The sequence below is a fragment of the Kitasatospora terrestris genome (assembly GCF_039542905.1).
GTDB lineage: Bacteria > Actinomycetota > Actinomycetes > Streptomycetales > Streptomycetaceae > Kitasatospora > Kitasatospora terrestris.
Window position 1 is genome coordinate 2,681,025 of the sequence record NZ_BAABIS010000001.1, and the last position, 18,145, is coordinate 2,699,169.

General features: G+C 74.1%; 16 protein-coding genes. 11 read left to right on the forward strand and 5 right to left on the reverse strand.

The window, feature by feature from the left end; translation table 11 throughout:
• Window positions 1-459 precede the first annotated feature (459 nt).
• Window positions 460-3,210 (forward strand): pyruvate dehydrogenase (acetyl-transferring), homodimeric type, encoded by a 2,751-nt coding sequence (gene aceE, locus ABEB06_RS12385; protein WP_345696905.1) that lies wholly within the window; start codon window positions 460-462, stop codon window positions 3,208-3,210.
• A gap of 72 nt (window positions 3,211-3,282) precedes the next feature.
• On the opposite strand, the gene ABEB06_RS12390 is transcribed toward aceE, so the two are convergent.
• Window positions 3,283-5,163 carry a serine/threonine-protein kinase gene (locus ABEB06_RS12390; RefSeq protein ID WP_345696906.1) on the reverse strand — a complete coding sequence of 627 codons (1,881 nt, stop codon included), beginning with the start codon at window positions 5,161-5,163 and terminating at the stop codon, window positions 3,283-3,285.
• A gap of 74 nt (window positions 5,164-5,237) precedes the next feature.
• Here ABEB06_RS12390 and ABEB06_RS12395 point away from each other — a divergent pair, with 74 nt between their 5' ends.
• Window positions 5,238-5,414, forward strand: coding sequence for a hypothetical protein (locus ABEB06_RS12395; RefSeq protein WP_345696907.1), 177 nt, complete (start codon window positions 5,238-5,240; stop codon window positions 5,412-5,414).
• Between the two features lie 66 nt (window positions 5,415-5,480).
• Here the strand turns inward: ABEB06_RS12395 and ABEB06_RS12400 are convergent, their stop codons facing one another.
• A complete protein-coding gene (locus ABEB06_RS12400; protein WP_345696908.1) occupies window positions 5,481-7,067 on the reverse strand; it encodes an MFS transporter in 1,587 nt (528 codons plus the stop codon).
• Between the two features lie 178 nt (window positions 7,068-7,245).
• Here ABEB06_RS12400 and ABEB06_RS12405 point away from each other — a divergent pair, with 178 nt between their 5' ends.
• From ABEB06_RS12405 to ABEB06_RS12440, 8 genes are all read left to right on the forward strand, one after another.
• Window positions 7,246-7,923 (forward strand): TetR/AcrR family transcriptional regulator, encoded by a 678-nt coding sequence (locus ABEB06_RS12405; protein WP_345696909.1) that lies wholly within the window; start codon window positions 7,246-7,248, stop codon window positions 7,921-7,923.
• A gap of 90 nt (window positions 7,924-8,013) precedes the next feature.
• Window positions 8,014-9,276, forward strand: a complete 1,263-nt coding sequence (locus tag ABEB06_RS12410; RefSeq protein ID WP_345696910.1) for a sensor histidine kinase — start codon at window positions 8,014-8,016, stop codon at window positions 9,274-9,276.
• Window positions 9,276-9,950 carry a response regulator gene (locus tag ABEB06_RS12415; RefSeq protein WP_345696911.1) on the forward strand — a complete coding sequence of 225 codons (675 nt, stop codon included), beginning with the start codon at window positions 9,276-9,278 and terminating at the stop codon, window positions 9,948-9,950. Before ABEB06_RS12410 ends, ABEB06_RS12415 begins: the two co-directional genes overlap by 1 nt.
• Before the next feature lie 202 nt (window positions 9,951-10,152).
• Window positions 10,153-11,292 (forward strand): alpha/beta hydrolase, encoded by a 1,140-nt coding sequence (locus tag ABEB06_RS12420; RefSeq protein ID WP_345696912.1) that lies wholly within the window; start codon window positions 10,153-10,155, stop codon window positions 11,290-11,292.
• A complete protein-coding gene (locus ABEB06_RS12425) occupies window positions 11,282-12,493 on the forward strand; it encodes an acyltransferase family protein (RefSeq protein WP_345696913.1) in 1,212 nt (403 codons plus the stop codon). Before ABEB06_RS12420 ends, ABEB06_RS12425 begins: the two co-directional genes overlap by 11 nt.
• 98 nt (window positions 12,494-12,591) lie before the next feature.
• On the forward strand, window positions 12,592-12,930 hold the full coding sequence (locus ABEB06_RS12430) for an MmcQ/YjbR family DNA-binding protein (protein WP_345696914.1): 339 nt from the start codon (window positions 12,592-12,594) through the stop codon (window positions 12,928-12,930).
• Window positions 12,931-13,105: 175 nt separating this feature from the next.
• On the forward strand, window positions 13,106-14,296 hold the full coding sequence (locus ABEB06_RS12435) for an alpha/beta hydrolase (protein WP_345696915.1): 1,191 nt from the start codon (window positions 13,106-13,108) through the stop codon (window positions 14,294-14,296).
• A gap of 109 nt (window positions 14,297-14,405) precedes the next feature.
• Window positions 14,406-14,858, forward strand: a complete 453-nt coding sequence (locus tag ABEB06_RS12440) for a group II truncated hemoglobin (RefSeq protein ID WP_345696916.1) — start codon at window positions 14,406-14,408, stop codon at window positions 14,856-14,858.
• A gap of 22 nt (window positions 14,859-14,880) precedes the next feature.
• Here ABEB06_RS12440 and ABEB06_RS12445 read toward each other — a convergent pair whose 3' ends face one another.
• A complete protein-coding gene (locus ABEB06_RS12445) occupies window positions 14,881-15,843 on the reverse strand; it encodes a helix-turn-helix transcriptional regulator (protein ID WP_345696917.1) in 963 nt (320 codons plus the stop codon).
• Window positions 15,844-15,937: 94 nt separating this feature from the next.
• Here ABEB06_RS12445 and ABEB06_RS12450 point away from each other — a divergent pair, with 94 nt between their 5' ends.
• Window positions 15,938-16,519, forward strand: coding sequence for a TIGR03086 family metal-binding protein (locus ABEB06_RS12450; protein ID WP_345696918.1), 582 nt, complete (start codon window positions 15,938-15,940; stop codon window positions 16,517-16,519).
• 67 nt (window positions 16,520-16,586) lie between these two features.
• On the opposite strand, the gene ABEB06_RS12455 is transcribed toward ABEB06_RS12450, so the two are convergent.
• Both ABEB06_RS12455 and ABEB06_RS12460 read right to left on the reverse strand, forming a co-directional pair.
• Entirely contained in the window at window positions 16,587-17,594 is a 1,008-nt protein-coding gene (locus tag ABEB06_RS12455) for an aldo/keto reductase (RefSeq protein WP_345696919.1), read from the reverse strand.
• Window positions 17,591-18,037: a MerR family transcriptional regulator gene (locus ABEB06_RS12460; RefSeq protein ID WP_345701823.1), complete on the reverse strand. Its 447-nt coding sequence runs from the start codon at window positions 18,035-18,037 to the stop codon at window positions 17,591-17,593. Before ABEB06_RS12460 ends, ABEB06_RS12455 begins: the two co-directional genes overlap by 4 nt.
• Between the last annotated feature and the right edge of the window lie 108 nt (window positions 18,038-18,145).

Sequence of the window (18,145 nt, forward strand, 5' to 3'; positions counted from 1 at the left end):
CCTCCAGTATTCGGCTCGGCGTCCATGCCGAGGCTGTGGCCGTAGTCCACACGGGACCGGCGGTTCGCGCAAGTACCCGACCCCCGATCCCACCCAAAGGTTGACGTGTCGCGGGGGGACACGCCGACCCGTGTGTCGGGAATCACACCACTTTGCCCTTCTCTGTACGGACCCAGCATGCTTCGCCGGGGACCGGCCCGCAGCACGTGCGAGCCCTGAACAGGTGACCGAGATGCGAACGGCATTCGGGGGAGGAGCGGGTGCGGGCGTAGAGTCTCCTGTTGGCCCTCATCCCGACCGGCCGCCATCGTTCGGTCGGGGTCCAAGGTCGGACCACCTCCTGACCGGGGCACCTCACCAGGTGCAACGGTTACCGATCGGTAGAGATGACGGATCTCCGAGCGCGGTAGCACGATGGAGGCGGCGCGACACATTTTCGACCGACAGTGAAGGAACAGCGTGGCTTCCGGATCCGATCGCAACCCGATCATCATTGGCGGCCTCCCGAGCCAGGTCCCGGACTTCGATCCCGAGGAGACCGCGGAGTGGCTGGAGTCGCTTGACGCTGCCATCGACGAGCGGGGGCGCGAGCGTGCGCGCTACCTGATGCTGCGGCTGATCGAGCGCGCCCGTGAGAAGCGTGTCGCCGTGCCCGAGATGCGCAGCACGGACTACGTCAACACCATCGCGACCAAGGACGAGCCGTTCTTCCCCGGCAACGAGGAGATCGAGCGCAAGATCCTCAACGCGACCCGCTGGAACGCGGCCGTTATGGTCTCCCGCGCCCAGCGCCCCGGCATCGGCGTCGGCGGCCACATCGCCACCTTCGCCTCGTCCGCGTCGCTCTACGACGTGGGCTTCAACTACTTCTTCCGCGGCAAGGACGCCGAGGGCGAGAGCGGCGACCAGATCTTCTTCCAGGGTCACGCCTCCCCCGGCATCTACGCCCGCGCCTTCCTGCTGGACCGACTCACCGAGACCCAGCTCGACGCGTTCCGCCAGGAGAAGTCGAAGGCCCCCTACGGCCTGTCCAGCTACCCGCACCCGCGGCTGATGCCGGACTTCTGGGAGTTCCCGACCGTCTCCATGGGCCTCGGCCCGCTCGGCGCGATCTACCAGGCCCGGATGAACCGGTACCTGGAGCACCGCGGCATCAAGGACACCTCCGACTCGCACGTGTACGCCTTCCTGGGCGACGGCGAGATGGACGAGCCGGAGTCGCTCGGCCAGCTGTCCCTGGCCGCCCGCGAGGGCCTGGACAACCTGACCTTCGTGGTCAACTGCAACCTGCAGCGCCTCGACGGCCCGGTCCGCGGCAACGGCAAGATCATCCAGGAGCTGGAGTCGCAGTTCCGCGGCGCCGGCTGGAACGTGATCAAGCTGGTCTGGGACCGCTCCTGGGACCCGCTGCTCGCGCAGGACCGCGACGGCGTCCTGGTCAACAAGCTGAACACCACGGTGGACGGCCAGTTCCAGACCTACGCGACCGAGACCGGTGCGTACATCCGCGAGCACTTCTTCGGCGGCGACCTGCGGCTGCGCCAGATGGTCGAGAACATGACCGACCACCAGATCCAGCACCTGGGTCGCGGCGGCCACGACCACAAGAAGATCTACGCCGCCTTCAAGGCCGCCCGCGAGCACAAGGGCCAGCCGACGGTCATCCTCGCCCAGACGGTCAAGGGCTGGACGCTGGGCCCCAACTTCGAGGGCCGCAACGCCACCCACCAGATGAAGAAGCTGACGGTCGAGGACCTGAAGCGCTTCCGCGACCGGCTGCACCTGCCGATCACCGACAAGCAGCTGGACGAGGGCTACCCGCCCTACTACCACCCGGGCCGCAACTCGGAAGAGATCCAGTACATGCACGACCGCCGCTCCGAGCTGGGCGGCTACGTGCCGACCCGCAAGGTGCGCCCGCGCAAGCTGGAGCTCCCCGGCGACGACGCGTACAAGGCGGTCAAGAAGGGCTCCGGCCAGCAGACCATCGCCACCACCATGGCGTTCGTCCGCGTGCTCAAGGACCTGATGCGGGACAAGGGCATCGGCAACCGCTTCGTGCCGATCGCGCCCGACGAGTACCGCACCTTCGGCATGGACTCGCTCTTCCCGTCCGCCAAGATCTACAACCCGCTCGGCCAGACCTACGAGTCGGTCGACCGCGAGCTGCTGCTGGCGTACAAGGAGTCCCCGACCGGCCAGATGCTGCACGACGGCATCTCCGAGGCCGGCTGCACCGCCTCGCTGATCGCCGCCGGTTCGTCGTACGCGACGCACGGCGAGCCGCTGATCCCGGTCTACGTCTTCTACTCGATGTTCGGGTTCCAGCGCACCGGCGACCAGTTCTGGCAGATGGCCGACCAGCTGGCCCGCGGCTTCGTCATCGGCGCCACCGCCGGCCGCACCACGCTGACCGGTGAGGGCCTGCAGCACGCCGACGGCCACTCGCAGCTGCTCGCCTCGACCAACCCGGGCGTCGTCGCGTACGACCCCGCGTACGGCTACGAGATCGCGCACATCATGCAGGACGGCATCCGCCGGATGTACGGCAGCTCCGCCGAGCACCCGCACGGCGAGGACGTCTTCTACTACATCACCGTCTACAACGAGCCGATCAAGATGCCGGCCGAGCCGGAGGGCGTCGACGTCGACGGCATCCTGCGCGGCATCTACAAGCTCCGCGACGGTGACGCGGGCCAGATCCCGGCGCAGATCATGGCGTCCGGCGTCGCGGTGCCGTGGGCCCTGGAGGCGCAGAAGATCCTCGCCGAGGAGTGGAACGTCAAGGCGGACGTCTGGTCGGCGACCTCCTGGAACGAGCTGCGCCGCGACGCCGTCGAGGCGGAGGAGTTCAACCTGCTCCACCCGGAGGAGCCGCAGCGCGTCCCGTACGTGACGCAGAAGCTCTCCGGCGCGGAGGGTCCGTTCGTCGCGGTGTCCGACTGGATGCGCGCGGTGCCGGACCAGATCTCCCGCTGGGTGCCGGGCCAGTACCAGTCGCTCGGTGCCGACGGCTTCGGCTTCGCCGACACCCGCGGTGCGGCGCGTCGCTTCTTCCACATCGACGCGCAGTCGGTCGTGCTCGGCGTGCTCACCGAGCTCGCCAAGCAGGGCAAGATCGACCGCAGCCTGCTGAAGGCGGCCATCGACCGCTACCAGCTGCTCGACGTGGCCGCTGCCCACCCGGGCGCGGCGGGCGGCGACGCCTGATCGTCACGCTGACCGAGGGCCGGACCCCCGACGGGGGTCCGGCCCTCGGGCTTTCCCCGGCCGTCCCTGCGGCTACCTCACCGTGAAGCTGTTGAGGACGGTGACCAGGCGCTGCTGGGTGGAGGTCCAGTCGGACTCCGGTCCGGAGAGGTAGATCGCGTACTCGGTGCCGCTGGTGGCGATGAACGCCTGGTCGACGGCGTGCCGGGTGCCCTGCTTGGCGTCGGTCCAGGTGAACTCCCACGCCGCGCCCGGGCGGCCCTGGTAGACGTCGGCCGCCAGCAGGATCCGCTGGTAGTCCGGGTAGGTGCTGACGGTCTGCTCCAGCTCCAGGAAGTGCTCCTCGGAGCTCTTGGTGGCCCCCGGGGTCACCCCGAAGCGCAGCAGGTGGACGCCGCCGTCCGGGCTGTAGTCGATCTGGCCGTTGTTCTCGGAGCGGGTCCAGTCCTGCGGCACGGCGACCCGGAACCCCGCCGGGTCATCCACCCAGCGGTAGCCGGCCGGCGCGGCGGCCGCGGTCGCGGGCGCGGACGCGGTCGGGGACAGGGACGGGGCACGGCTGACCACTGGGCTCGACGGTGCGGGCACGGTGGTGGTGACGGTGCTCGGCCCGGGCGCCGTACTGGGCGGGGTGGTCGGCGAATAGCTCGGCGAGTCGGTCGTCCCGGCGTCGGCCGGGGTCGTGGTGTCGACCACGGCGGTCCGGTCGGCCCCTCCGCCGGAGCCGCCGCCGGCCAGCGCGAAGGTCACCCCGCCGGCCACCAGGACGGCCGCGAGCGCGCCGCCGCCGATCAGCATCCGCCGCTTGCGGCGCCGGGCGCCGTCGTCCGCGCTGCCGGGCGGCGGCCGGTCGGTCGGCGGGCCACCGTACCCGGCCGCGCCGAGCGCCACCGGGGTGCCGGCCGGCGGGACCGGGGCCGGCGTCGGGGTCACCGGCGTGGGCGGGGTCGGCGGTGCGTACGGCGGTGCGTACGGCGGCGGGCCGGTGGGCGGGCCCTGGGGCGGAGCGGGGGACGCGGCAGGGGGCGGGAACGGCGTCGGGGTCGGCGGGGTGGCCCGGGTGGGCTCGCCCTCCTCCTCCGGGGGGCGGGCGACGGCGGTCGGCGGGTGCGGCAGGGTGGCGCCGGTCGAGCCGGTGGCGACCTCGCGGAGCAGCTGCTGGGTCTCGCCCGCGGTCGGCCGCTCGGACGGGTCCTTGCGCAGCAGCGCCTCGATCACCGGGGCCAGCCGCCCGGCGTGCCGGGCCTCCGGCAGCGGGTCCGCGATCACCGCCTGGAGGGTCGACATGGTGGTGGTGCGGTGGAACGGCGACTGCCCCTCCACGGCCGCGTACAGGGTGGCGCCGAGCGACCACAGGTCGGACTCCGGCCCGGGCCGGTGGCCGGTGATCCGCTCGGGGGCCACGTAGTCCGGCGAGCCGACGATGTCGCCGGTGCGGGTGAGCCCCGGCGAGCCGACCAGCATGGCGATGCCGAAGTCGGTCAGCACGACCCGTCCGCCGCGCTCCAGCAGCACGTTGGCGGGCTTCACGTCGCGGTGCAGGACGCCGTGCCGGTGCGCCTGGTCGAGCGCCGCGACGACCTGCTCGCCGACCCGGGCGGCGTCCCGGGGGATCAGCGTGCCCTCGGTGGCGATCACCTCCGCCAGCGAGGTGCCGTCGATCAGCTCCATCACGATCCACGGCCGGCCGTCCTGCTCCAGCACGTCGTGGACGGTGATCACGCCCGGGTGGTGGACCTGCGCCGCGGCCCGGGCCTCCTGGAGCATCCGGGTGTGCAGCGTGGGCAGTTCGCTCTCCGGGACGCCGCTGACGCTGAGTTCCTTGACCGCCACGTCGCGGTCGAGCTTGACGTCCCGGGCCAACCAGACGGTGCCCATCCCGCCCCGGCCGATCCGTCTCTGGAGCCGGTACCGTCCGGCGAGCACGCGCTCGCCGTCCTCCTGAGAGCCCATGGCGTTCCCGCAATCTGGTGACGCCCCCTGCCTCCAGTCTGACCCCGGAGGCGGGGCGCGCGCAGAATCAGGACATGCGCGAGGACATCATCGCCCGGGCCGAGTTCCTGCTGACCGAGGTCCGGCTGACGCCGGAGGCGGCGCAGCTGCGGCTGAAGGACTACTTCCCGGAGCTGGAGCTGGAGGAGCGGGTCCGCTTCGTCCACGAGGCGGCCGGGCTGGTCGCCGAGACGCTGCGCCGGCTGAACTGAGCGTCCGGGAAGACGCCACCGCCGACCGGGGGCCCGGTCGGCGGTGGGAGGTCGCGTCCGTGCCGGTCAGATGTGCACGGCCGGGCCGGCGTCGTTGGCGCCGCGCTTGGTGAGCAGGCCGAGGCCGGCGGCGATGAAGGCGACCACGGCGGCCACCACGAAGGCCAGCGACATGCCGCTGACGAACGAGGTGTGGACGGCGTCGGCAACCGGCTGGACCAGCTCGGCCGGCAGGCCCTCCTTCGGCGCGATGCCGAGCTGGGCGGCCTGCTTCAGGCCCTCGGCCTGGGCCGGGTCCAGCTGGGTCAGGCCCGCCTTGGCGAGGTTGCCGGGGAGGACGTCGGTGACCTTGGAGGCCATCACCGCGCCGAGCACGGCGGTGCCGAGGCTGCCGCCGACCTGCATCGCGGCCTGCTGCAGGCCGCCGGCCACGCCGGAGAGCTCCAGCGGGGCGTTGCCGACGATGACCTCGGTGGCGCCGACCATGACCGGGCTGAGGCCGAGGCCCATCAGCACGAACCAGAGCGCCATCACGCCGTTGCCGGAGTCGGTTTCCAGGGTGGACATGCCGAGCATCGCGGCGGTGGTGAAGAGCATGCCGGCCACGATCGGGATGCGCGGGCCGATCTTACCGATGGCGAAGCCGGCCACCGGCGCGCCGACGATCATCATGGCGGTCATCGGCAGCAGGTGGACGCCGGCGTCGACCGGCGACATGCCGTGCACGTTCTGCAGGTAGAAGGTCACGAAGAAGACGCCGCCGAAGAAGGCGAACGCCATCAGCACCATCAGCAGGGTGCCCGCCGACAGCGGCACCGAGCGGAACAGGCTGAGCGGGATCAGCGGCTCCTTGGCCTTCGTCTGCCAGAAGGCGAAGGCCACCATGGCGAGCACCGCGCCGCCGAGGAAGACCAGGGTGGCCGGGTCGCCCCAGCCCCAGGTCGGGGCCTTGATGATGCCCCAGACCAGCATGAACATCGCCCCGGAGAGCAGCACGATGCCCGGGATGTCGAAGGACTTGGCGGCGTTCTCGGCGCGCACGTCCTTGAGGATCAGCAGGCCGAGCGCGACGGCGACCAGGCCGACCGGGACGTTGATGAAGAACACCGACTCCCAGCTGACGTGCTCGACCAGCAGGCCGCCGACGATCGGGCCGGCGGCGGTCGAGGCGCCGATGACGCCGCCCCAGATGCCGATCGCCATGTTCAGCTTGTCCGCCGGGAAGGCGCCGCGCAGCAGGCCGAGGGCGGCGGGCTGGAGCAGCGCGCCGAACAGGCCCTGGAGCACGCGGAACAGGATGACCTGCTGGATCGAGCCGGCGAAGCCGATCGCGGCGGAGGTGACGGCGAAGCCCGCCGCGCCGACCAGGAAGGTCGACTTGTGGCCGAACCGGTCGCCGATCTTGCCGGCGGTGATCAGGAAGACCGCGAGGGCCAGCAGGTAGCCGCTGGTGACCCACTGGATGTCGGCCGGCGAGGCGCCGAGGTCGGCCTGGATGACCGGGTTGGCGATGGCGACCACGGTGCCGTCGAGGGCGACCATCATGACGCCGACGGCGACGGTGAGCAGCGTCAGCCAGGGGTGTCCCTTGAGGCTGCCCCGGGGTCCCGGCGGTGCGGCCGCCTTCTCCGAGTCGAGTACGGACTGGCTCATGGCTGGGCCTTCCCTGGGTAAGACGACGGACTTGGGAGTGGCGCCCCGGCCCACCCGTCCCCACGAGTCGTCCGGCCTGACGGGCGCCACCCGGGGAACATTATGTCAGTCGCTGACATTCGGCAAAGAGTGACGTATGCCGCAGGGTGCCAATTGTCAGAGCGCTATCGTTGGACCCATGGCCACGCAGCTCACCGCCCCCACCACCGCCGCCGGCTGCCGCGTGCTCGGGCTGCGCGAGCGCAAGAAGCAGCGGACCCGCGACGCGCTGGTGGACGCCGCGCACACGCTCTTCCTGCAGCAGGGGTACGGCCGGACCACGGTCGACGAGATCGCCGCCGCCGTGGACGTCTCGCAGCGCACCTTCTTCCGGTACTTCGCCAACAAGGAGGAGGTCGCGCTCGCCGTCATCGCCGACGCCGAGGACTTCTTCATCGACTGCCTGCGCGCCCGCCCCGCGGAGGAGAACCCGCTGCAGGCGATGCGCGCCGCGATCACCCAGACCTGGCGCACCCTGGCCGCCACCCGGGCCAGCGGCCCCGGCGGGGTCACCGCCGCGCTGGAGCTGTTCGAGCTGATCGAGAACACCCCGACCCTGCTCGCCGCGCACCTGCGGCACTCCACCCAGCAGGAGCAGGTGGTCGCCGGGGTGCTGGCCGAGCGGGAGGACCTCGACCCGGCGGTGGACCTGCGCCCCCGGCTGCTCGCCGCGGTCTTCGGCGCGGTGATCCGCCACTCCCACCTCTCCTGGGCCGGCGACGGCCGGGCCCACGAGCGGGGGCCGGACGGCATGATCGAGATGATCGAGCGCCACTTCGACCAGCTCGGCCCGGCCCTGGCCGGCTCCTGGCGCTGACCCCGGCCCGGTGTCGTACCGGGGTATGACACGGCGGACGGCTCCCCGGTAGGACGACATCCGGGCCGGCGGTCCCTACGCTCAGGTCGGGTGAACCCCTGGAACAGCCTGGCCCGCGCCCTCACCGAGCCCTCCCCCGACCAGCGCCCGCTGCTGGCCGGCTCCTCCCGCCGCTGGCTGCGCGCGCTGCCGTACGCCGTGGCGGGGGCGATGGTCGCCACCCTGCTGCCGACCGGGATCGTCCTGCTCACGACCGAGTACCACGTCGGCGGCTACCTGGCCGCGGTCCTCGCGATCGCCCAGGCGGTACCGCTGCTGGCGGCGGTCTCCCGGCCATTGCACGCCTGGTGGGTCGTCGCGCCCGCGGTGCTCGTCGGGGCGGTGGTCACCTACGGCTCGCCGGACGGTGCCGGGCCGTGGCCGTGGCCGGTGACCACGCTGCTGTCGTACGTCTTCCTGATGATCGGGCTCGGCCTGCGCGAGCGCGGCGACACCCTGGTCGCGGTCTGGCTGGTCACCGCGCTCGGCACGGCGGTCGCCGGGGCGGGCTTCCCCGGGCGCTTCGACGAGGTGTCGATCGTCGTGGTGGTGCTCTCCGGCGCGGTCCTGCTGCTCACCTGGAGCCTGCGCGGCCGGGGCGAGGCGCAGCGCAGCCTGGCCCGGCAGAAGCAGATCAGCGAGGCCGAGCGGGCCCGCTCCACGCTGCTGGAGGAGCGGGCCAGGATCGCCCGCGAGCTGCACGACGTGGTCGCCCACCACATGTCGGTGATCGCCGTGCAGGCCGACAGCGCGCCGTACCGGATCACCGGGCTGCCCGCCGGGGCGGCCGAGGAGTTCGCCGCCATCGCCGCCGCCGCGCGCGGCTCGCTCGGCGAGATGCGCCGGCTGCTCGGCGTGCTGCGCAGCGAGGAGGCGGAGGCCGACAAGGCCCCGCAGCCCGGCCTGGCCGACCTGCCCCGGCTGGTGGAGACGGTCGGGCAGGCTGGCGTGCGGGCCGAGTTGGCACTCGCCGGGGAGACCGCGGCGCTGGACCTGCCGGAGGCGGTCACGCTCTCCGCGTACCGGATCGTGCAGGAGGCGCTGGCCAACGTGGTGCGGCACGCGCCGGGTTCCGCCGCCGCGGTGGAGGTCTCGCTCGCCGACCGCGCGTTGCGGGTGAGCGTGGTCAACGGACCTGCGCCGGGCGGGGATTCGGCCGTCGAGCCGGGCAGTGCCGGCGGCCACGGCCTGGTCGGCATGCGGGAGCGGGTACGGTTGCTGGCCGGCACCCTGGACACCGGGCCGACGCCGGACGGCGGCTTCCGGGTCGCCGCCGCACTGCCGCTCGACACCGCCCCCGGGGAGGCTTCCTGATGACCATCCGCGTACTCGTGGTCGACGACCAGGCCATGGTCCGGGCCGGGTTCGCCGCGCTGCTCGGCGCGCAGAGCGACATCGACGTGGTCGGTGACGCCGCCGACGGCAAGCAGGCCGTCGAGGCCGCCGGGCGCACCCACCCCGACGTGGTGCTGATGGACGTCCGGATGCCCGAGATGGACGGCCTGGAGGCCGCCCGCCGCCTGCTCGACCCCCCGCCGGGCGTGGTGCACCGGCCGAAGGTGCTGATGCTGACCACCTTCGACGTCGACGACTACGTGTACGAGGCGCTGCGCGCCGGGGCCAGCGGCTTCCTGCTCAAGGACGCGCCGCCCGCCGACCTGATCGCCGCCGTCCGGGTGGTCGCCGCCGGCGACGCGCTGCTCGCGCCCTCGGTCACCCGCCGCCTGATCGCCGACTTCGCGCGGAACCGGCCCGCGCCGCGCCGCGACCCCGCGCTGAGGCTCAACGGTCTGACGCCGCGCGAGACCGAGGTGCTGGAGCTGATCGCCCGCGGCCTGTCCAACCAGGAGATCGCCGCGCACCTGGTGGTCGCCGAACAGACCGTCAAGACCCACATCGGCCGGATCCTCGCCAAGCTCGACCTGCGCGACCGCGCGCAGGCCGTGGTCCTGGCCTACGAGTCGGGCCTGGTGCAGCCGGGCGGCTGACGGCCCGGGCCTCGGGCGGTGCTTCGCACCGGGGCTCCGCTCCCCCGGCGGCGGCACGTCGTGCACCGGTCGTCGCGCACCGCCTGGCACCGCTGATACCGGGGTACGACGTCCCGGTCAGCACTGCGGGGTGACGCCCCGTGAGGCGTCCGCTCCTTACCTTCCTCCCGTTCACCGGACCACCGGACAGGGAGGAACCCCCATGCAGCGCTTCCGGCGCACGCTCGCCGCCACCGCACTGGCGCTGACCGCCGTCCTCGGCGTCGGCTCCTTCGCCGCCGCGGACACCCAGTCGCCGGTCACCGGCCCGCCGCCCGGCGCGGCGGCCTGGCGCGCCGACACCGTCCTCGGCGTGCCGCTGCCCGATCCGGCCGGCGCCGGCCCGGCCGAGGTCGCCGCCTTCTTCGAGCGGCTGCCGCTCGACCAGCGGCGGGCGCTCGCCGTCCGCCACCCGCTGGTGGTCGGCAACCTGGACGGCGCGCCGCCCGCGCTGCGCTACCTGGCCAACGGACTGGCCCTCGCCGAGGAGCGCCGGCACGAGCTGGCCCGCGCCGCCGACCCCGGACTGCCCGGCCGCGACCGCGAGGCCGCCCGCGCGCGGGCCGAGCGCTACGCCGCGCTGGCCGGCCGGCAGATCCTCGCCTTCGACCCGCGCGGCCGGGGCCAGGTCGCCGAGGTGTACGGCGACCTGACCGCCGCCCGGCGGACGGCGGTGGTCGTCCCCGGGTCGGACGTCGACCTGATGACCTTCGACCGCGCGGGCGACCCGTACGGCACCCCCGCCGGGATGGCCCGGGCGCTGCGCGGGGCGACCGGCGGGCAGGTCGCCGTGGTCGCCTGGGCCGGCTACACCACCCCGGTCGGGGTGGGCCTCGACGCCGCCACCGAGGGCCTGGCCCGGGCCGGGGCCGCCCGGCTCGACCGGCTGGTCGCCGGGCTCGCGCCGCTCACCGGCCCGGTCGCCGTGTTCTGCCACAGCTACGGGTCCGTGGTGTGCGGGCACACCGGCGCCGGACCTGAGCGGATCTCCGACCTGGTGGTGCTCGGCTCCCCCGGCACCGGCCTCGCCCGGGCCGCCGAGCTGCGGATCCCGGTGTGGGCGGTGCAGCGCAACGCCGAGGACTGGATCGGCCGCGTCCCCTTCGTCAGGGTGGCCGGCCTCGGCCACGGCACCGACCCGACCGACCCGGCGTTCGGCGCCCGGCCGCTCCCCTCGGGCGGCTCGCACGGCCACACCGGCTACTTCGCCCCGGGGTCGGAGTCGCTCGCCGCGGCGGCGGCCGTCGCCCTGCGCCCGATGCCCGGCACCGCCGGCACCGCGGAGGCCCGCGATGCTGCCTGAGACCCTCCGCCGGGCCGCCGCCTCCGTGGACGCGAAGACCCCCGCGACGCGCGACCGCGCCCTGGACGGGCTGCGCGCCGTCGCACTGCTCGCCGTCCCGCTCGGCCACTGGATGCTCGGCGGCTTCACCACCGGTGCCGACGGCGTCCTGCACAACGCCAGCCCGCTCGCCTCGCTCGGCCTCTTCGCCCCGCTCAGCTGGTTCCTGCAGCTGCTCGGCGTGTTCTTCCTGGTCGGCGGGTACTCCTCGGCCCGCTCGCTGGAGCGGGCCCGCGCCCGCGGCGCGTCCACCGCCGGATGGCTGCGCGGCCGGGTGCTGCGACTGGTCCGCCCGGTGCTCGGGGTGGCCGCCGTGTGGGCGCTGCTGATCCCGCTGCTGCGCGCGGCGGGCGTGCCCGAGGGGACGGTGCGGACCGGCGCGGTGCTGGTGGTCCAGCCGCTCTGGTACATCGGCGTCTACCTGGTGGCGACCGCGCTCACCCCGCTCTGCCAGGCGCTCGGGCGGCGGCTCGGCGGCTGGGCGGCGGCTCCGATGCTCGCCGTCGTCGCCGTCGTCGACCTGCTGCGGTACGGCCCCTGGGCGGACGCGGTGCCGTCCTGGCTGGCCCTGGTCAACCTGCTGCCGGGCTGGCTGTTCGGCTACCAGCTGGGCGTCTCCTGGGCGCAGGGCCGGATCTCCCGCTCCGGCGCCCGGCTGCTCGCCCTCGGCGGCGCGGCGCTGTTCGCGGTGCTGCTGCTGGTCTTCCACTACCCCGCGTCGATGGTCGGCGTCCCGGGTGCGGCCCGCACCAACTCGCACCCGCCGTCGCTGCTGGTCCTGGCCCTCGCCGCGACCCAGTGCGGCCTGGCGGTCCTGCTGCGCGGGCGGCTGGCCCGGCTGCTGCGCCGTCCGCTGCTGTGGCTGCCCGTGGTGGTGGTGAACCTCTCCGCGATGACGATCTTCTGCTGGCACCAGACCGCGATGTTCGCGGTGGCGCTGCCCGGTTCGCTGCTGGGCGCGGTGCCCGGGCTGACCACCGCGCCCGAGTCGCTCGGCTGGGTGCTCGCCCGGCTGGCCTGGCTGCCGGTCTTCGGACTGGCGCTGGCCCTCGTCGGCCGCTGGGCGCGGCGGATCGACGCGCCGTGGCCGTCCCGGGCGTGGCGCACGGCGGCGGGCGCCGGGGCCGCGCTGTTCGCGGTGTACGCGCTGGGCGCGGTGTGACCCCGGCGGTCGGGGCGGGTGTCGGGCCGGCCGCGGTGTCCGGGCGACCGCAGTGTCGGGGCGGCCGCGGTGTCGGTGGCCGGCCCTACCCTGGCGCCATGGTGACCTTCGATCAGTTCAAGGCCATGGCGCTCGCCCTGCCGCAGACCCACGAGGAGCCCACCTGGGAGGAGGTGACCCTGCGGCTCGGCAAGAAGATCTTCGCGATGGGCCGGCCGGAGTCGCCGTCCGTGTGCGTCAAGGCGAGCAAGGAGGACCAGGCCGAGCTGCTCGCCGCCGCGCCCGAGGTGTACTCGACGGCGCCGTACGTGGGCCGCCACGGCTGGGTGCTGGTCGACCTGGAGCGGGTGGACCGGGACGAGCTGCACGACCTGGTGACCGACGCCTGGCGCAGCGTCGCCCCGAAGAAGCTGCTGCGGGACTTCGACGCCGAATGATCGTGCACCACCCACAGGGGCGAATCTCGGCGCGAATGTGACGTGGAACACGGTTTGGGCCCTGCCCCGGACCGGTACTGCCGTTTACTCTGGCTGACGAGCAGTTGGCAATTGGCAGTCGTAACACCGGGGCACGTCCCGCTGTGACGGTGACCGGCCCCGAGGAGATGACGCCATGCGGCGACGCCAGGTCAAGCGCATGCTGATAGGCGCTTTCGCGGGGGCCGCCGTCCTGGTGGACGCGGGTGCCGCCGCCGCCCAGGCCGCCGCCTCCAACGAGCAGCTCGCCATCTCCACCCCGCCGGCCGGCGCCGCCGCGTGGTCCGCCGACCACTCGCTGGGCCGCTCGCTGCCGGACCCGGCCACCGCCGACGCCCCGACCGTCGCCGCCTTCTTCGCCTCGCTGACCCGCACCGACGTGGACCACCTGGTCGAGCAGTACCCGCTGGTGGTCGGCAACCTCGACGGCGCCCCGCTGGACGTCCGCTACCGCGCCAACCGGGTCGCCATCGCCGCCGAACGCGACCGCGCCCGGGCCCGGGCGAACGACCGCACCCTCGACGCCACCTCGCGCGCCCTCGCCACCGCCCGCGCCAACGACAGCGGCCACCTGCTCGCCGACGGCCGGCAGATCCTCGCCTTCGACCCGCGCGGCCGCGGCCTGGTCAGCGAGGTGTACGGCGACCTGGCCGCCGCCCAGCGCGTCGCCGTGCTGGTCCCCGGCTCCGACGCCGACCTCGGCCACTTCGACCAGGCCGCCGACCCGCTGCGCTCCCCCGCCGGGATGGCCCGCGCCCTGCTCGCCGAGGAGCACGACCAGGACCCCGGCACCCGGACCGCCGTCATCGCCTGGACCGGCTACGTCACCCCGTCCGGCCTCGGCCCCGACGCCGTCACCTCCCGGCTCGCCGAGGTCGCCGCCCCGCGCCTGGAGCGCCTGCTCGCCGGGCTCCGGGCCACCACGCACCCGGAGGCGCCGCCCGCGCTGTTCTGCCACTCCTACGGCTCGGTGGTCTGCGGCACCGTCGCGCCCGCCCTGCGCGACAGCGACCGGCCCACCGACCTGGTGGCCTTCGGCAGCCCCGGGATGGGCGTCGGCTCCGCCGCCGAACTCGGCACCGGCGTCCAGGTGTGGGCCGCCCGCAACCCCACCGACTGGATCGGCAACGTCCCCTACCTGGAGGTCGGCGGACTCGGCCACGGCGCCGACCCCACCACCGCCGCCTTCGGCGCCCTCGACGTCTCCTCCGCCGGCGCCGCCGGCCACAACGGCTACCTCGCCGACGGCACCGCCAGCCGCCACAACTTCGCCGCCATCGCCCTCGGCCACTACGGCGACGTCACCCGGCCCGCCGAGGGCCAGTAGCGGAGCGGTGGGCGGCCCTCCGTTCGCTGCGCGCAGCGCGAACAGCCGGGGCGCCGGAGCGCCGGCCGCTCCATGCTGGGTACGACTCGAGCCCCAGCACGGAGGAACGATGCCCGAGCAGTCCCTGTACCAGGCGATCGGCGGCGCGGACGCGCTGCACCGCCTCACCGAGGCGTTCTACGAGGCGGTGCTCGCCGACGAGGTGCTTGCCCCCGTCTTCGCCGACTTCACCCCCACCCACACCGAGCACGTCGCCGTCTGGCTGGCCGAGGTCTTCGGCGGCCCGGACCGCTTCACCACCGAGCTGGGCGGCCACCAGCGGCTGCTCCGCAGCCACCTGGGCCTGCGCATCACCGAGGAGCAGCGGCTGCGCTGGATGGAACTGATGGGCGACGCCGTCCGCGCCGAGCTGCCCGCCGACGAGCGGCTGCGCACCCGGGTCATGGAGTACTTCGACTGGGGCACGAAGATCGCCCTGCAGGTCTCCGCCGACCCGGCCGGCACCGACCTCGGCGACCCCGGCCCCACCCCGCGCTGGGGCTGGGACGGCCTCGTCCACTGACCCCTCGCCCGGCTCACCCGGCTCACCCGTCGGCGTACATCCGCACGGTGTCGGCGGCGGCCCGCGCGAGGACCCGGCGGGCCGCCGGCGGGGTCAGCACCTCGACGTCGGTGCCGAACGGGAGCAGCGTGCGGGCCGCGTCGAGGGCCCCGAAGCCGAACTCCACCAGCACGTGGTCCGGGCCGTCCTCGGTCGGCGGGCCGATCAGCGACGCGGCGTGGATCCGCAGCAGCATGTCCAGCCGGCGGCGGCGCACCCGCGCGGTCACCCGCACGTCGTCGCGCTGCCGCTCCACCTGGTCGCGCAGCACGCCCCACACCTCGCCCAGCCCGACCTCGCGCCTGCGGACCGGTTCCTCGGTGGCCCGCGCCCGCGCCACCCGGTCCGCGCGGAACAGCCGAGGCGCGCCGTCCACGTCCGCCACCAGGTACCAGACGCCCGCCTTGCTCACCAGGCCGTACGGATCGACCGTGTACGCGCTCGGCTCCGCCGCACCGCTGTGCCGGTACCGCAGCGCGAGGCGGCGGTCGTCGAACACCGCGCGCTGGAGCTCGCCCAGGTCGGCCGGGCCGGGCGCGGCCGGCCCCTTCGTCCAGCGGACCGGGTCCACCAGGATCCGCTCACTGGTCCGCTCCGCCTCCGGCCGGTGCGGGGCCGGCAGCGCCGCCATCACCTTGCGCAGCGCCGAACCGATCGCCCCGCCCAGGCCCAGCGCGTCGTGCGTCCCGTCGGTGGCCAGCACGAACAGCGCCCGCGCCTCGTCCGCCGTCAGCCCCGTGACGTCGGTGCGGTAGCCGGCCAGCAGCCGGATCCCGCCGTTCCGGCCCCGCTCCGCGAAGACCGGCACCCCGGCCGCGGACAGCGCCTCCACGTCCCGGTACACCGTGCGGACGGAGACCTCCAGGCGCTCCGCCAGCTCGGCGGCGGGCACCAGGCCCCGGGTCTGCAACAGCAGCATGATCGACAGCAGGCGGTCGGCTCGCACGGAGCCACTGTAAATGCTGACAGAGGTTGTCAGGTATGGCCGGGAGAGTGGTCCCCGTCAGCCGGACACCCCGTCAGAAAGGGCCGCCACCACCATGGACGCCACCAGCTTCGACCCCCGCCCGAACTACCTGCGCGCCCTCGACCAGCTCGAGAAGCTGCTCCAGCAGGTCACCCCCGAGCAGCTCGACCGGTCCACCCCGTGCAGCGAGTACACCCTGCGCGACCTGCTCAGCCACACCGTCGGCGGCGTCCACCGCATCGCCTACGTCGGCGAGGGCGGGCACAGCCAGGACGTCGCCGCGGCGACCGGCGAGGTCGGCGACGGCGAGTGGGCTCCGACGCTCGGACGCGCCCGCGAGCGGGCCGTCGCCGCCTGGGCCGACGACACCAAGCTCGACCGGCCCTCCGCGGTGCCGTGGGGCACCGTCCCCGGCCGCTTCGCGCTCGGCGGCTACATCATGGAGGCCGTCACCCACACCTGGGACATCGCCCAGGTCGTGGCCCCCGGCACCGCCTTCGACGACGAGCTCGCCCTCGGCGCCCTCGCCATCGCCCAGCAGGTCCTCCCCGCCGACCAGCGCGACGAGAACGTCCCCTTCGGCCCCGTCCGCCCCGCCCCCGCGGACGCCACCCCCACCACCCGCCTCGCGGCGTGGCTCGGCCGGGAAGTCTGAGCACGGCGGGAGCCCCGCACGGGGTGCGCGGGGGGTACGCCGGGCCCCCACGCACCCCGTGTTTGCCCTACTCGCGGCCGGCGGACGTCGACGACATGTCGGCGTAGCGGTTGCCCTCGACCTTGGCGGCGATGGGCTCCAGGGCGGCGAGCTCGTCCGGGGTGAGGGCGAGCGTCGCGGCGGCGACGTTCTCCGCGAGGCGGGTGCGCTTGCGGGTGCCGGGGATGGGCACCACGGTCAGCCCGTGGACCTGCGCCCGCTGCTGCACCCAGGCGAGGGCCACCTGCGCCGCGGTCACCCCGCGCTCGGCGGCGATCTGCTGGATCGGCGCGACGAGTGCCGCGTTCCCGGCGGCGTTCGGCCCGGAGAACTGCGGGTGGTAGCGCCGGTAGTCGTCCGCGGAGAGCTGCTCGGCGGCGCTGAAGGCGCCGGTCAGGAAGCCCCGGCCGAGCGGGGAGTAGGGCACGAACGCGACCCCGAGCTCCGCGGCGGCGGGCACCGCGGTCCGCTCGACGTCCCGGGAGAAGATCGACCACTCGGACTGCAGCGCCGCGATCGGGTGGACCGCGTACGCCTCGCGCAGCTCCGCGCCGGTCACCTCGGACAGGCCCAGGTGCCGGACCTTCCCGGCCGCGACCAGTTCCGCCATCGCGCCGACCGATTCGGCGAGCGGCACCTGCGGGTCGCGGCGGTGCATGTAGTAGAGGTCGATCACGTCGACGCCGAGCCGGCGCAGCGAGGCGTCGACGGCGGAGCGGATGTACGCCGGGTCGTTGCGCACGGCCCGGTAGGTCGGGTCGTCGGCGCGGCGCTCGATGGCGAACTTGGTGGCGAGGACGACCCGGTCGCGGTTGGCGCGGACGAAGGGGCCGATCAGTTCCTCGTTGTGGCCGGAGCCGTAGATGTCGGCGGTGTCGAAGAGGGTGACGCCCTGCTCCAGGGCGGAGTCCAGGGTGGCGAGGGCCTCGTCGGTGTCGGTCGGGCCGTAGAACTCGCTCATGCCCATGCAGCCGAGGCCCTGGATGCCCACGGTCGGGCCGTCGGTGCCGAGTACGGCGGTGGGGAGGTCACTCATGCGCTCATCCGTTCAGATTCTTCGGCCGCGAGGCCGGGGGAGGCGGAGTAGAGGTCGATCTTGTAGTCGAGGACGGCGAGGGTCGCGTGCAGATCGGCGATCCGCCGGCGGACCTCCTCGCGGTGGGCGACCAGCAGGTCGCGCCGGTCGGCCCGGGTGCCGTCGCCGCCGCGCGCCAGTTCGACGTAGCGCTGCATGTCGGCGACGGGCATGCCGGTCAGCCGCAGCCGGCCGAGGAAGGCCAGCCGGGCCAGGTCGGCGTCGCTGTACCGGCGTTGGCCGGAGTGCGAGCGGTCGATCGGGTCCAGCAGGCCGATCCGCTCGTACCAGCGGAGCGTGTGGGCGGTGAGTCCGCTGGCCGCGGAGACCTCGCTGATGGTGTGCCGCGGGGTGCGGTCGGCGTCGGCGGTGGCCGCGTTGTACGCCTCGCTGCAACTGAGCAGGTCGGCATGGACGGATGCGATCGTTGCCACTGGTCTGACCCCCGGGTTTCGGCGACGGGAACGACGCTACTGAGTTGGAGTGCACTCCAAGCAAGCCTGGCACGCGGC

Coding starts and splice junctions, on each gene's coding strand:
- ABEB06_RS12390 (WP_345696906.1), bottom strand. CDS start 5,163: ATGGGCTCTCAGGAGGACGGCGAGCGCGTGCTCGCCGGACGGTACCGG.
- ABEB06_RS12395 (WP_345696907.1), top strand. CDS start 5,238: ATGCGCGAGGACATCATCGCCCGGGCCGAGTTCCTGCTGACCGAGGTC.
- ABEB06_RS12400 (WP_345696908.1), bottom strand. CDS start 7,067: ATGAGCCAGTCCGTACTCGACTCGGAGAAGGCGGCCGCACCGCCGGGA.
- ABEB06_RS12405 (WP_345696909.1), top strand. CDS start 7,246: ATGGCCACGCAGCTCACCGCCCCCACCACCGCCGCCGGCTGCCGCGTG.
- ABEB06_RS12415 (WP_345696911.1), top strand. CDS start 9,276: ATGACCATCCGCGTACTCGTGGTCGACGACCAGGCCATGGTCCGGGCC.
- ABEB06_RS12420 (WP_345696912.1), top strand. CDS start 10,153: ATGCAGCGCTTCCGGCGCACGCTCGCCGCCACCGCACTGGCGCTGACC.
- ABEB06_RS12425 (WP_345696913.1), top strand. CDS start 11,282: ATGCTGCCTGAGACCCTCCGCCGGGCCGCCGCCTCCGTGGACGCGAAG.
- ABEB06_RS12430 (WP_345696914.1), top strand. CDS start 12,592: ATGGTGACCTTCGATCAGTTCAAGGCCATGGCGCTCGCCCTGCCGCAG.
- ABEB06_RS12435 (WP_345696915.1), top strand. CDS start 13,106: ATGCGGCGACGCCAGGTCAAGCGCATGCTGATAGGCGCTTTCGCGGGG.
- ABEB06_RS12440 (WP_345696916.1), top strand. CDS start 14,406: ATGCCCGAGCAGTCCCTGTACCAGGCGATCGGCGGCGCGGACGCGCTG.
- ABEB06_RS12450 (WP_345696918.1), top strand. CDS start 15,938: ATGGACGCCACCAGCTTCGACCCCCGCCCGAACTACCTGCGCGCCCTC.
- ABEB06_RS12455 (WP_345696919.1), bottom strand. CDS start 17,594: ATGAGTGACCTCCCCACCGCCGTACTCGGCACCGACGGCCCGACCGTG.